The sequence below is a fragment of the Bacteroides sp. LFL-34 genome (assembly GCF_027257075.1).
GTDB lineage: Bacteria > Bacteroidota > Bacteroidia > Bacteroidales > Bacteroidaceae > Bacteroides > Bacteroides ovatus.
Genome location: NZ_JAPQKZ010000008.1, coordinates 36,713 through 51,846, shown reverse-complemented (window position 1 = coordinate 51,846; position 15,134 = coordinate 36,713). Strand labels below are relative to the sequence as shown.

Below are 15,134 nucleotides of genomic sequence, written 5' to 3'. Positions count from 1 at the left end.
AAGTGATTATATAATAAGTAATAAACATGAAATATCAATACTTGTTATTAGGCGTTCTATATGGGTTGTTATTGTCTTCCTGTTCATTGTCGGCTGAAGAAGGAGATAAAGAGATGGATCGATATATTGCCAATCTGATGGGAAAGATGACACTGCACGAGAAGTTGGGCCAATTGAATCTTCCTTCCGGGGGTGATTTGGTTACTGGTAATGTAAATAGTGCCGAACTTACGAAAATGGTTCGTAACCAGGAGATTGGAGGTTTTTTTAATGTGAAAGGAATAAGAAAAATTGTTGATTTGCAGCGTATAGCCATTGATTCTACCCGTTTGGGAATTCCTTTGCTGGTAGGAGCTGATGTTATCCACGGTTATGAAACCATTTTCCCGATTCCTTTAGCGCTTTCTTGTAGCTGGGACACACTAGCTGTTGAACGTATGGCACGCATTTCTGCTGTAGAAGCCAGTGCGGATGGTATTTGCTGGACATTCAGCCCGATGGTTGACATTTGTCGTGACAGTCGTTGGGGGCGTATTGCAGAAGGTAGTGGTGAAGACCCTTATTTGGGTTCCCTGTTAGCAAAAGCCTATGTACGCGGTTATCAGGGAAATAATATGCAGGGAAAAAACGAAATTCTTTCCTGTGTAAAACACTTTGCATTATATGGCGCATCCGAATCAGGGAAGGACTATAATGTGGTTGATATGAGTCGCCAACGTATGTATAATGAATATCTTGCCCCATACAAGGCAGCTGTTGAGGCAGGTGTGGGTAGTGTGATGAGTTCTTTCAATTTGGTGGACGGCATTCCGGCTACGGCTAATAAATGGTTACTGACCGATTTGCTCCGGAATGAATGGGGCTTTTGTGGGTTGTTAGTGACGGATTATAATTCTATCGCCGAAATGTCCTCACATGGGGTTGCTCCTTTGAAAGAGGCTTCTGTACGTGCTTTACAGGCGGGTACGGATATGGATATGGTTTCTTGCGGTTTTCTGAATACATTGGAAGAATCTCTGAAAGAAGGGAAAGTTACGGAAGAACAGATTAATGCCGCTTGTCGCCGTGTATTGGAAGCAAAATATAAATTGGGCTTGTTCTCTGACCCGTATAAATACTGTGATACCCTGCGTGTGGAAAAAGAACTTTATACGACTGCTCATCGCGCGGTGGCGCGTGAAATCGCAGCTGAAACATTTGTTCTGTTGAAGAATGAGGATCATCTGCTTCCGCTCGAACGGAAAGGTAAGATTGCTTTAATTGGTCCTATGGCTGATGCCCGTAATAATATGTGTGGGATGTGGAGTATGACGTGTACTCCTTCCTGTCACGGGACATTATTGGAGGGAATTCGTTCGGCAGCAGGTGATAAGGCTGAAATACTGTATGCGAGAGGTAGTAATATATATCATGATGCGGAACTTGAAAAAGGAGGAGCTGGTATCCGTCCGTTAGAACGCGGCAATGAACTGCAATTGTTGGATGAAGCTTTGCATACGGCTGCCCGTGCAGATGTGATTGTTGCGGCTTTGGGAGAATGTGCTGAAATGAGTGGTGAATCGGCTTCACGTACGGAACTAGGGATTCCTGATGCTCAACAGGATTTGTTGAAGGCGCTGGTAAAGACGGGTAAACCCGTAGTGTTGCTTCTTTTTACAGGGCGTCCGTTAGTTCTGAACTGGGAGGATGCCAATGTTCATTCTATCTTGAATGTCTGGTTCGGTGGAAGTGAAACAGGCGATGCTATTGCTGATGTATTGTTCGGTAAAGTGACTCCGGGCGGCAAGCTGACTACGACTTTTCCCCGTTCAGTGGGACAGCTTCCTCTGTACTATAATCATTTGAATACAGGTCGTCCCGATCCTGACAGTCATTCTTTTAACCGTTACTCCAGTAACTATCTGGATATGAGTAACGAACCTCTTTATCCTTTTGGGTACGGTTTGAGTTATACAAATTTCTCTTATGGGAATTTACAACTTAGTTCGGATGTACTGTCCAGAAATGGGGAGTTGACAGTGTCTGTGACTGTAACCAATGACGGAGATTTTGACGGATATGAGATCGTACAAATGTATCTGCATGATATTTACGCTGAAATATCTCGTCCAGTGAAAGAGCTGAAAGGCTTTGAACGTATCTTCTTGAAAAAAGGAGAGAGTCGTGAAGTTAAGTTTGTTATCACGGAAGACGATTTGAGATTTTATAATTCAGGATTACAATACGTTTATGAACCGGGAGAATTTGATGTCATGGTAGGAGCAAACTCTCGTGATGTGCAGACTGAACGTTTTAGGGCAGATTGATCGTATATAAACTTTCTTTTTCTAAGATGTAAATATTCTTTTGATTATAACTAAATTATGGTTGCCGCTTTGGACTACAAAACAGAAACTTTCGGTTGTAGCTAAAGGCGGCAACGTTGTGATTGGAAGTTCCGTTTATCATTTGAACTTAAAGATGCTTGACTTATCTTTTTATTTAGGATTTAGTTGTTTACCATTCGCAATTTGGTTGCAGGTACATTATTTAACTGCAAACTTAACTATTTTTCAGTTCAAAATGTGTATTTTCGCCCGTTAAATAGTAAACATGCATTTATGAATATTCAAGTTATCAATAAATCGAAGCATCCGCTTCCGGCTTATGCCACCGAATTGTCCGCAGGAATGGATATCCGTGCTAATCTTTCTGAACCTATCACATTGGAACCGTTGCAACGTTGTCTGGTGCCGACAGGATTGTATATCGCTCTGCCGAAGGGATTTGAGGCGCAAGTTCGTCCACGTAGCGGGCTGGCGATAAAGAAAGGTATCACGGTACTTAATTCTCCGGGTACGATTGATGCGGATTATCGTGGAGAAGTTTGTGTCATTTTGGTTAATCTCTCGTCCGAGGCTTTTGTTATTGAAGATGGCGAACGTATCGCGCAGATGGTGATAGCAAAGCACGAACAGCCTGTATGGCAGGAAGTGGAGGTGCTGGATGAAACAGAACGGGGAGCCGGTGGTTTCGGACATACCGGAGTATGATGAATGCTTAATGGAGAAAATAGAATGAAGATAAAAATAGGATGGCTGTTCGTGACGGTATTGATGCTCACTTCATGTGGGGGAATCCGGTCTGTGCGTACAGCAAAAACAACAGCGAAAGCAGATGGAGCTTCTTTGATGAAGGAAACATTGCTTTCTGCTGAACAACAGCGTAAATATGACTACTTCTTTTTAGAAGCCATGCGGATGAAAGGAAAGAATGAGTATGATGCGGCATTTGGATTGCTACAGCATTGTCTGGATATCAACCCCACTGCTTCTTCTGCGCTTTATGAAATATCGCAATATTATATGTTCCTTCGCCAGGTGCCGCAAGGTCAGGTTGCTTTGGAGCAGGCAGTGGCTTTTGCGCCTGATAACTATTGGTATAGTCAGGGATTGGTCAGTTTGTACCAGCAACAAAATGAATTGGATAAGGCTGCGGCTTTGCTTGAGAAGATGGTGACCCGTTTCCCGTCGAAACAGGACCCTTTGTTCAGCCTTCTTGATATTTACAGTCGCCAGGAGAAGTATAATGATGTCATTTCTACATTGAATCGTTTAGAGAAACGTTTGGGTAAGAATGAGCAGCTGTCTATGGAGAAATTCCGGATTTATCTTCAGATGAAAGATGATAAGAAGGCATTTCAGGAAATAGAAAGTCTGGTACAGGAATATCCGATGGATATGCGTTATCAGGTGATACTGGGAGATGTATATCTTCAGAACGGGAAAAAGCAGGAAGCTTATGATGCATACCAGAAGGTACTGGCTGTAGAGCCTGATAATCCGATGGCTCTCTTCTCGATGGCTTCTTACTATGAACAGACCGGGCAGAAAGAATTGTATCAACAGCAACTGGATACGTTGTTATTGAACAAAAAGGTGACTTCTGATACTAAAATCAGTGTCATGAGACAGGTGATTGCGGAAAATGAACAGTCGTCCGCTAAAGATAGCACTCAGGTGATTGCCTTATTTGACCGGATGATGAAGCAGGATATGGATGATCCGCAGATACCGATGCTTTATTCTCAATACCTGTTGTCGAAGAATATGGAACAGGAGGCTGTGCCGGTATTGGAGCAGGTGGTTGATCTGGATCCTACCAATAAGGCTGCCCGTCTGATGCTGGTTAGCGCGGCGGTGAAAAAGGAAGATTACAAGCAAATTATCAAGGTCTGCGAACCGGGCATTGAAGCTACTCCGGATGCGTTGGAACTTTATTATTATCTGGCTATCGCTTATCATCAGGCAGAACAGGGAGATAGTGTATTGAGTGTTTGTAATAGAGCATTGGAACATATAACTGCCGATACCAGAAAAGAAGTCATTTCGGATTTCTATTCAATCATGGGAGACATTTATCATACCAAGAAACAGATGGCGGAGGCATACGCTGCTTACGATTCGTCTTTGGTGTACAATCCTTCCAATATTGGCGCATTGAACAATTATGCTTATTATCTGTCTGTGGAACGTCGTGATTTGGACAAGGCGGAGGAGATGAGTTATAAAACGGTGAAAGCCGAACCTAATAATTCTACCTATCTCGATACTTATGCATGGATTCTTTTTGAAAAGGGAAACTATGCCGAAGCCCGTATCTATATTGATAATGCAATGAAGAACGACGGCGAGAAGAGCGATGTGATTGTGGAGCATTGCGGAGATATTTATTTTATGACCGGCGATGTGGAAAGTGCGTTGAAATATTGGAAGAAGGCACTGGAAATGGGTAGCGAGTCGAAAACGTTGAAACAGAAAATAGAGAAGAAGAAATATATTGCGGAATGAAAAGAATCGTTTATCTACTGTTGTTGGTGGTAGTGGTGTTGGCCGGTTGTAAGAGTTCGAAACACTTGGCAACTTCGGAAACTAAGACTTCAACAAAGGCTCCGACATCCAGTTACCTGGCTTCCAAGCTTCAGTTGACTATTCCCGGCAAGAAGGGAAGCATGTCTGTAGGGGGAACCATGAAGATGAAAACTCATGAGCGGGTACAAATCTCCTTATTGATGCCTATTCTGCGTACGGAAGTGGCGCGTATAGAAGTTACTCCCGACGAAGTTTTATTGGTAGACAGGATGAATAAACGCTTTGTTCGTGCCACTAAAGCTGAATTGAAAAATGTATTGTCGAAGAATGTGGAGTTTTCCCGTTTGGAAAAGATATTGATGGATGCCTCTCTTCCTGGTGGAAAGACAGAACTGACAGGAAAAGATATAGGAATTCCTTCATTAGAAAAGGCTAAAGTCCAACTTTATGAGTTCTCCACACAAGAGTTTTCGATGACTCCGACGGAACTGACGTCCAAATACAACCAGATTCCCTTGGAAGAATTAGTAAAAATGCTGGTAGCTTTATTATGATGAAACGTTTCTTTGTTATTCTAATCAGTTGCCTTTGGTTGGCAGTTCCTCTTTTCGCTCAATCGAACAAGTTGATTCGTGAGCTGGAAAGTAAACGCGGTGCGCTGCAAAAGCAGATTGCCGAATCGGAATCTATATTGAAGGATACAAAGAAAGATGTGGGAAGCCAGTTGAATAGTCTGGCTGTGTTGACCGGACAGATTGAAGAGCGGAAACGCTATATCATGGCTATCAACAATGATGTGGAGGCTATCCAGCGTGAGTTGGCTTCATTGGAGCGCCAGTTGCACGGGCTGGAGAAGGATTTGAAAGATAAAAAGAAGAAATATGAAGCTTCTGTCCAGTACTTGTATAAGAATAAGTCGATAGAGGAGAAGCTCATGTTTATTTTTTCGGCAAAAAATCTGGGGCAGACTTATCGGCGTATGCGATATGTTCGTGAATATGCCACTTATCAACGTCTGCAAGGGGAAGAAATCCTAAAGAAACAGGAGCAGATACGCAAGAAGAAAGCGGAACGTCAGCAAGTGAAAGCCGCCAAAGAGAACCTGCTGCAAGAACGTGAGAGCGAAAAGGTGAAGTTGGAAGAGCAGGAAAAAGAGAAACGTACGTTAGTGACTAATCTGCAAAAGAAGCAGAAAGGATTGCAGAATGAGATAAATAAAAAACGCAGGGAAGCCAATCTGCTGAATGCCCGCATCGATAAATTAATTGCGGAAGAAATAGAGCGTGCCCGTAAGCGTGCGCAGGAAGAAGCTCGTCGTGAAGCGGCTGCCCGTAAGAAAGAGGAAAGCAAGGAGGGAAAATCTGCTGCAACGGAAACGGCCGCTAAATCGAAACCTCTTGAGGCTTATACCATGAGTAAGGCGGATCGGGAATTATCAGGTAACTTTGCCGCGAATCGCGGGAAATTGCCAATGCCTATATCCGGTGCTTATATTATCACCAGCCGTTACGGACAATATGCCGTAGAGGGGTTGCGCAACGTGAAACTGGATAACAAGGGTATTGATATTCAGGGAAAACCGGGTGCACAGGCGCGTGCCATTTTTGATGGGAAGGTGGCGGCTGTGTTCCAATTGAACGGATTATTTAATGTCCTCATTCGTCATGGCAATTATATTTCTGTTTATTGCAATCTTTCTTCTGCATCCGTCAAAGCCGGTGATACGGTGAAGACGAAGCAATCTATCGGTCAGGTTTTTTCTGACGGCACGGATAATGGACGGACGGTATTGCACTTCCAGTTGCGTAGGGAGAAAGAAAAGTTGAATCCTGAACCTTGGCTGAACCGATAATTGAATAAAAAACACGTAGAATGAAGTTAACTAAAATACTAATATGCTTGCTGATCTTCTGGACCGGAACACTATCCGCGTCTCCTTATTTTTCGTTCAAGAAATATCAGGTAGAAGATGGATTGTCTCATAATACCGTGTGGTGCGCCCTTCAAGATAGTTATGGTTTTATCTGGCTGGGTACGAGTGACGGATTGAACCGTTATGACGGGCGGGGCAATAAAGTGTACCGGAATGTTCTCAACGACAAATTTTCATTAGAAAATAATTTCGTAGAAGCCTTGATAGAGGTGGACAAGAATATTTGGGTTGGAACAAACTCCGGACTTTATATTTATGACCGGGATACCGATCGTTTCTCTTGCTTTGATAAAACGACGCAGTATAATGTGTATATCAGCAGTGAGATAAAAAAGATTATTAAGACGGAAAATGGTCTTATCTGGATTGCGACTTTGGGACAGGGATTTTTTATTTATGATCCGAAAACAGAGGTGCTGACTCAAAATAGTGTTCAGACATCTTTTGTATGGGACCTCTGTCAGAGTGCTGATCGGAAGAGGGTCTATATATCTTCCTTACAGGAAGGACTTTTGTGCTTTGACGAAAACGGCAAGTTTCTCCGGACGTATGAAATTTCATTAGATATAAATGCTTCTGATAGTTATAAAGTAAACTGTATTCAGAATATCGATGGAGATATTTGGATTGGTGCGGGAAACAATCTGCTGAGTCGTTTGGACGAACGAACCGATGCTATGGATAATTACAGTGGTTCGGCGTTTAATTTCGGAGCTGTTCATTGTTTGCTGAAGTATACGGATAAAGAGCTGTTGGTAGGTACGGATAACGGGCTTTATCTGTTCAATCAAAATACAAATACATTCCAGCGGACGGATAATCCGACCGATCCGAGAAGCTTGAGCGATCAGACTATCAATGGCATGATGTGGGATGCAGAAGGAGCTCTCTGGGTGTTGACCAATTTGGGGGGAGTCAACTATATGTCCAAGCAGACCAAACATTTTGATTATTATTCGCCTGCCTATCTGGCCGGAGTGTCCGGAGCGGGAAAGGTTGTTGCTCCTTTCTGTGAGAATAAAGATGGGAATATCTGGATTGGAACTCAAAGCGGTTTATATTTCTTCCATGCTGCTACCCGCGAACTTTCTCCTTATCCAATCGGAGGACATGATAATCAAAAGTATGACATTCGTTCCTTATTGTTGGATGGAGACCATTTATGGATCGGTACTTATGCGAAAGGGATACGGGTTGTCAATTTGCGTACCGGAGCTGTGAAAGTTTATACTCATTCTCGCGGGATTCCCTATACGATTTGTAGTAACGACGTATTATGCTTTTATAGAGGGAGGAACGGAGAAATTTACGTAGGAACGAGCTGGGGTTTATGTCGTTATGATGCCGCTAAAGATAACTTTATGCCCATCATAAATATTGGTTCTATGATCTCTATTACCGATATGCATGAAGATATGTACAATCATCTCTGGATCGCTACTTCCAGTAGTGGCGTGTTCACTTACAACACGATAAATGGTCATTATAAAAATTATCAGCACGAACGGGAAGACTCAACTACGATCACCAGTAATTCGATCATTACTTTATTTGAAGATGTGAAAGGAACCATGTGGTTTGGAACGAATGGGGGAGGACTGTGTTCTTTTGATGCTAAGGAGAAAAGATTCATTGAATTTGACCCGCATAATACTTTATTACCTAACAAGGTTATTTATGCGATTGAGCAAGATCAGGGAGGTGATTTCTGGGTATCCAGCAATGCCGGAATTTTTAAGATTAATCCTGTTACCAAAGATCATTTCCGCCAGTTTACGATTAATGACGGCTTGCAAGGAAATCAGTTTATAGCTCGATCTTCATTGAAATCATCCGAAGGAAAATTGTATTTTGGTGGGATCAATGGCTTTAATGTATTCCAGCCGGAACAGTTTGTAGATAACAAATATATTCCTCCGGTTTATGTGACCGATATCCGGTTGCCTTATCAAACCGATGAGCAGGAGGTGAAGAAACTGCTTCAGTTGGATAAGCCGCTTTATATGGCTGATAAGGTGACTTTATCTTACGAAAACAATAGCTTCTCTATTCGTTTTGTCGCTCTTAGTTTTGAAGATCCGGGGAAGAACCGGTATTCTTACATACTTCGGGGAGTGGACAAGGAATGGATTCTGAATACCGATAACAATATGGCTTCTTACACCAATTTGCCTCCCGGTGAGTATTTGTTCGAAGTCAGAGGCTCTAATAATGATCGCCAGTGGAATGAGAATACTACCACTTTAAAGGTGGTGATTACTCCTCCCTGGTGGCGTAGTACCTTTGCTTACTTCGTTTATGTCCTCATGCTGTTGGGATGGATCGGTTGGATGGCTTGGCGATGGAATCTCCGTGTTAAACGCAAATATAAGCGGCGGATGGAAAAATATCAGATTGCCAAGGAACAGGAAGTTTACAAGTCGAAAATTAGCTTCTTCATCAATTTGGTGCATGAAATACGTACTCCGCTTAGTTTGATACGGCTTCCTTTGGAAAAATTATTGGAGAAAGAACGTGAAGGAAAAGATCTCAAGTATTTGTCAGTGATAGATAAGAATGTAAATTATCTGCTGGGGATTACTAATGAATTGCTTGATTTTCAGAAAATGGAGAGTGGTACGCTGCATCTGAATCTGAAAAAGAGTGATATTAAAGAGCTTGTCAGTGACGTTTATAATCAGTTTACAAGTCCTGCTGAATTAAAAGGAATTGATTTGCAACTGACTGTGCCTGAACAAGAGCTGGTGTCTACGGTGGATAGGGACAAATTAAGTAAGATTCTTGTCAATCTGATGGGAAATGCCATCAAATATGCGCATGCGCATATTGACTTGAGGCTGCTTGTTACTGATGGGGGATATGAGATACAAGTGAACGATGATGGTCCCGGAATACCAAATGAACAGAAACAAAAGATATTTGAGGCTTTCTATCAACTGCCTGACGATAAGGTGGCCACAGCAGTAGGCACTGGCATCGGATTGGCTTTTGCGAAATCTTTGGCAGAAGCTCATCAGGGAGATTTGCGTCTGGAAGATAATATTGGAGGTGGTTCTTCGTTTATACTGTCTCTTCCGGTCAAAGAGTGGGAGACGGAAAAAACGAGTGATATTGTAGAAATATCCCCGGAGCATGCGGATGCTTCTGAAACGATTTCTTCGGAGTATTCAGGGAAGAAGTTTACAGTTCTGTTGGTTGAGGATAATGTTGATTTGCTGAATCTGACTCGTGAGTCATTGGCAGAGTGGTTCCGTGTGTTGAGGGCTTCCAACGGTCGTGAAGCGCTTGAAGTGCTTGCGCAGGAAAACGTGGATGTAATAGTGAGTGACGTTATGATGCCGGAGATGGATGGGCTGGAACTTTGCAGCAAGGTGAAGTCTGAAATCTCTTATTCACATATTCCGGTCATATTGTTGACTGCGAAAACCACTTTGGAGTCTAAAGTCGAAGGATTTGAATGTGGGGCGGATGTATATGTTGAGAAACCATTCTCTGTTAAACAGCTCCATATGCAGATCGAGAATCTGTTGAAGTTGAGACAGTCTTTCCATAAATTGATGGTGAGCTTGGCAGGAGATACGGTTGCTGTTTCGACAACGGATTTTGCGATGTCTCAAAAAGACTGTGAATTTATAGCGAAGATACAGGGAGTAATAGCCGAACAGTTGGCGGATGAGAACTTCTCGATAGATACCCTGTCTGAACAGATGAATATGAGCCGTTCTAATTTCTATCGGAAGATAAAGGCTTTGTCCGGAATGTCTCCTAATGATTATTTGAAGACACTTCGTATGAATAGAGCTGCTGAACTGATAATGAGCGGTACCCGGATTTCTGAAGTGGCAGCGCAGGTAGGGTTTACCTCTTCCTCTTATTTTGCGAAATGTTTTAAAGCGCAATATGGTGTACTGCCTAAGGAGTATACAGGTCAGCCTCCGATTTCAGGTGAGGCCTGATAAAGAATGGATAAAAGCATATAAAAAAAACTCCTGTCGTGCAATATCATTGGATATTTTCCGACAGGAGTCAAATATAAAATAATTAATCGAGTACTCTTTCTAATTAATTGAGTAGGCTTTATTTCTTTTTTTGTCCCGGGTAAGGCTCTACCATGCAACGTTTAGCCCATGCTTCATAAGCCTTTGTCATTTCAGCTACTTTTTCAGGGTATTGTGCTGCCAGATTATGCATTTCGCTCCGGTCTTCATTCAGGTTGTATAATTCCCATTTAGCGTTTTCTCCCGGACGAACCAGTTTCCAACCGTCATTAGAGAGGAATGCACGTTCATTATAATGTTCGAATCCAAGGTAGTTATGTCCTTCACGATGTCCGGTCTTGAAGATAGGAACCAGACTCTTGCCTTCCAATGGAATGATGTCATTTCCTTTATATTTGGTAGGATAAGTGGCGCCTGCCATATCGATACAAGTAGCCATGATGTCCATCACATGTCCGATTTCAGGGGTCATCTTGCCGACATTCTTCTTGATACCTTTCGGCCAATGAGCAATCATCGGAGTACAGATACCTCCTTCATAAGATTTGGCTTTCCAAAAACGGAACGGTGTGTTGGCTACGTTTGCCCAGCGTGCTCCCAATGAAGCATAAGTTGTTTCCGGTCCAGGCAGTACTTCTTTGTTATGAGGGTAAACCATTTTCTCTCCTTTACGTGTCATATCAGGACGGTCATTTTCTCCTGGAGAGTAGTTCTGGCAATCTTCATTGCTGCATCCGTTATCGGAAAGAAATAGAATCAGCGTATTTTCAAGTTGTCCTGTCTTTTCCAGGGCGTCGATAACTTGTCCTATTCCCTGGTCCATACGGTCGATCATGGCAGCATGAACAGCCATGGCACGAGCATCCCATTCAGCATGTGGGTTATCTTCCCATTTATCTTTGAACTGTCTATCAGACAGGAAATTATCCATGTTAGGGAATATACCAAGCTGTTTCTGACGTTCGTAACGGGCGTTACGGATAGCTTCCCAGCCTACTTTATAGGTATCCTTATATTTTTCAATATCTTCCGGCAGTGCATGCAATGGCCAGTGTGGTGCTGTGTAAGCCAGGTACATAAAGAATGGTTTATCGTCTTTGGCATACTCTTTCACTTCTTTCACTGCACGGTCTGAAAGCGCCTGTGTGATGTAATATCCGTCGGGTACTTCTTTCACGGGTACTTCACCTTCTACCAGACTGAATGGGTCAAAATAGTCTACTACTCCGTAGATAGTACCATAGTGGGTATCAAATCCGCGATTCACCGGATAATGACAAAGATCAGAATAGGTTTCGTGGTATACGTGATGTGCGAGCCATTCGCGTTGGTCTTTGCGTAGTGGAGTTTCTGCGATGTGCCATTTACCTACCATGCTGGTAGCATATCCTGATTCTTTCAATACTTCGGCGATAGTAACGGCATTGCGTGAGAGTGTCCCCCGGTATCCCGGCAGGTGGTCATCGAAGGTCATACGTCCGATTCCCGCCTGATGTTGATAAAGTCCTGTCAACAGGGAAGCACGCGTCGGACAACTACGGCTGGTGTTATAGAAATGATTGAAACGTACTCCTTGTTTTGCCAGTTTGTCCAGATTAGGTGTGTGGATTTCACTACCGTAGCATCCCAGGTCGGAATAGCCTAGGTCATCTGCAAGAATTATCAGGATATTGGGTCTTTGATCGGACTTTTTTCCTTTGGCCTCTGCTGCAGAATGTCCAGCAACCATCAAAGCGGTTGGTAATAGTAAAAATTTAGAATTCATAAGTTTAATGTTGGTTTATAATTTGTTTTTCACTGTATTACTCTTTTCCTTTGTTTTTGTTTTCCTCAAACCATTTACATACTTTCTTGCTCAACTTGGCAACCAAATCAGGATGCTCATTTGCGATATTATTCTTTTCGAACTTATCCTTTTCCATATCATATAGTTGCGCATCGCTTCCGTCACCGTTCACTAATAATTTCCACTTTCCACTGCGTATAGCTAAATGGGGGCTTCTGTCATAAGGGTTTCCTGGAAAGCCAAAATGTTTGTTTCGTCCGAAATCCCACATTAAATCGGTCTTGCGTTTGGCTTCCGATTTACCGAGAAGAACTTTTGAATAGTTCTGTCCATCGCCTTTGTAACCTTTTTCTGTTTTGATTCCGGCTATAGAACACAAAGTCGGATATAAATCTACTGCGCATAATACAGACTCGTTATTTACCTGTCCGGCTTTAATTTTCTTTGGATATCTAACGATGAACGGCATACGGATTCCCCCTTCATAAAGACTATTTTTAGTACCTCTCAAATAAGCGGAACGTACAGATTTAAAGCTGGGTGCAGGACCATTGTCGCTAGTGAAAATAATGATTGTATTTTCTCCGACTCCCAACTCATCCAGGGTTTTGATGAAACGTCCGAGTTGTTTGTCCATTTCTGCAAGTACAGGAGCAAATGCTTCTTGTGTTTCCCAGCTTTTTCTTTCCTTTTGTTTGAATTCCGGTACCCAAGGGGTATGCATATCATCCGGCCATAGGTTTAGGAAGAAAGGTTCGCCTTTATGCTTTTTTACAAACTCAATACTTTTATCTACAAAGTATTCGGTACGTCTCCAACGTTTTACACTGTCTTTATCCGACCATATCCACTTGGTTGCAGTGATTGTTGGATCCGGATCCGGACTTTCGTAGGTTGATATGTATTCGTCAAAACCGTAATTCTTAATAGAAGGAGCGTTATGTACGTCACGTCCGCCTCCCATGTGCCATTTTCCGATGTGTCCTGTTGAGTAACCTGCATTTTGGAAGGCACGCGCCATGGAAGGCAACTTATCATCCAGGAAATTACGTTGTTCGCATCTCTTATTAGCAGCTTTGTCGTTCAGGAAAGTGTTGATTCCCACTTCAAGAGGAAAGAGACCTGTGGTTAATCCACAGCGGGATGGAGAGCTAACCGGCGCAGAAGAGTAATATTGGTTGAATAATAGTCCGTCTTGTGCCAACTTGTCAATATTGGGAGTAGGAACGAATTTACCTCCATAACAACCTATGTCACCGATACCCATATCATCGATATAAATAATTACTACATTAGGTTTTGTTTCTGCTTGTGTGTTAGCAATGGGGAGCAGGGCTCCCAGCCAGGGTAGATGTTTTTTCAGATTCATAATTATTGTGATTTAATTAACTTCAGTTTTTCATGATGACTTTTCGCAAAAGTAGGGAAGATATCAGAGAAGGAAGGAAAAATACTAATCAATAAAGGAAAAAAAATGGTAGAATGATAGATTTCTTCTTTCTTCTATTGGGAAAACAGGAATAGAGAAGCTCGTAGAAACCGAAAACTTCTCTATTCTTCTAATTATTCTATGATACGATCATTGGAGAAAGTATCTTGCATGGGAGCTTTACTTCGCCACGGTTTTAGTCAGTAATTGTACCCATGAGTATTTAGTGTTTTCTACCCAATTATCCGGTGAGACTTCGATAGTACCAGTTTTTGCTGTTATTTTTTGTATGCAAATCAATCCTTTCTTTCCATTGGCAGTTTTGAACAGGTAAACTTTATCTGCCTGAATAGCTAAGACTTCGGAGGTTGGATCTGCCAGATTTTCTATCGGAGTTGCATCTACCTGGGAGATTGCATTAAATTCTGCTTGTGATAAAGAGGTTTCAGCAAATAATGTGTGTTGTAAACCAGTAATTGTCATCAAGCCATAATCACTTCTTTTAGCAGGTGAAACAAGAGCTGGTACAGCTTCGCTTCCTGAAGGCAAGATAATATCTCCGAGTGAGAAATCGACTTCGTTTGTATATTTCATGGCATCAGCAGCCATATAGGTGCGTCCAAGAAGCCATGTTGCATAATAACAACCATAATAAGCTGAAGCTGTCTCTACTATTTCTCCATCTTTTCCGTAATCCGGATCGGAGAATAAAACAGAAGGAGTAATCTCTACCAATAAGTTACGTTGGTACGTATGGCCGTCGGTACCTAAAACGACTACTGTAATACAGGCATTCTCTTTTAAAGAAGTAAACTTGTAAGTTGTTTCGTAATTAGTCGTTCCGTCTGCAAATGACTGGGCAGTTTCTTCTATCAGACTTCCCTGCATTCCGGTTTTGGAGTCTGCCTGATAAATTTCAAAACTCATGATTTCTCCCTGTACTTTGACGGTTGCCGTGTATTCAGCAATCCCTTTCGTTAGTGATACTCTATTATTCTGATCGACACCCGCAAATTCGATTTTGACAGGTGCTTCATAATCAACTTCATATTTATCTGCACAACCGAATAATCCAAATAAACTGATTGACAGAATTAATGCAATTATACTATTTGTTTTCATGACTTTATTTTTTTAA

The 15,134-nt window shown here is 42.2% G+C and carries 9 protein-coding genes; 6 read left to right on the top strand and 3 right to left on the bottom strand.

Annotated elements, in window-relative coordinates; genetic code table 11:
• Positions 1 to 26: 26 nt before the first annotated feature.
• The 6 genes from bglX (at position 27) to N5O98_RS06475 (ending at position 10,739) form a co-directional block, all read left to right on the top strand.
• The gene (bglX, locus tag N5O98_RS06500; RefSeq protein ID WP_004309526.1) at positions 27 to 2,306 is read left to right on the top strand and encodes a beta-glucosidase BglX; all 2,280 of its coding nucleotides are present in this window, start codon (positions 27 to 29) and stop codon (positions 2,304 to 2,306) included.
• A 294-nt stretch (positions 2,307 to 2,600) separates the two neighbouring features.
• Entirely contained in the window at positions 2,601 to 3,032 is a 432-nt protein-coding gene (gene dut, locus N5O98_RS06495; RefSeq protein ID WP_004309527.1) for a dUTP diphosphatase, read from the top strand.
• 24 nt (positions 3,033 to 3,056) lie between these two features.
• Positions 3,057 to 4,829 (top strand): tetratricopeptide repeat protein, encoded by a 1,773-nt coding sequence (locus N5O98_RS06490; protein WP_118161306.1) that lies wholly within the window; start codon positions 3,057 to 3,059, stop codon positions 4,827 to 4,829.
• On the top strand, positions 4,826 to 5,404 hold the full coding sequence (locus tag N5O98_RS06485; protein WP_008776033.1) for a DUF4292 domain-containing protein: 579 nt from the start codon (positions 4,826 to 4,828) through the stop codon (positions 5,402 to 5,404). The genes N5O98_RS06490 and N5O98_RS06485 overlap by 4 nt, the downstream gene beginning before the upstream one ends.
• A complete protein-coding gene (locus tag N5O98_RS06480) occupies positions 5,401 to 6,702 on the top strand; it encodes a murein hydrolase activator EnvC family protein (RefSeq protein WP_004309528.1) in 1,302 nt (433 codons plus the stop codon). The genes N5O98_RS06485 and N5O98_RS06480 overlap by 4 nt, the downstream gene beginning before the upstream one ends.
• 20 nt (positions 6,703 to 6,722) lie before the next feature.
• A complete protein-coding gene (locus tag N5O98_RS06475) occupies positions 6,723 to 10,739 on the top strand; it encodes a hybrid sensor histidine kinase/response regulator transcription factor (protein ID WP_004309529.1) in 4,017 nt (1,338 codons plus the stop codon).
• Between the two features lie 121 nt (positions 10,740 to 10,860).
• Here the strand turns inward: N5O98_RS06475 and N5O98_RS06470 are convergent, their stop codons facing one another.
• From N5O98_RS06470 to N5O98_RS06460, 3 genes are all read right to left on the bottom strand, one after another.
• The gene (locus N5O98_RS06470) at positions 10,861 to 12,546 is read right to left on the bottom strand and encodes an arylsulfatase (RefSeq protein WP_118161305.1); all 1,686 of its coding nucleotides are present in this window, start codon (positions 12,544 to 12,546) and stop codon (positions 10,861 to 10,863) included.
• A 37-nt stretch (positions 12,547 to 12,583) separates the two neighbouring features.
• The gene (locus tag N5O98_RS06465) at positions 12,584 to 13,936 is read right to left on the bottom strand and encodes a sulfatase-like hydrolase/transferase (RefSeq protein WP_004309531.1); all 1,353 of its coding nucleotides are present in this window, start codon (positions 13,934 to 13,936) and stop codon (positions 12,584 to 12,586) included.
• Between the two features lie 240 nt (positions 13,937 to 14,176).
• Complete coding sequence (locus N5O98_RS06460; protein ID WP_004309532.1) at positions 14,177 to 15,118, bottom strand: hypothetical protein; 942 nt, start codon at positions 15,116 to 15,118, stop codon at positions 14,177 to 14,179.
• Between the last annotated feature and the right edge of the window lie 16 nt (positions 15,119 to 15,134).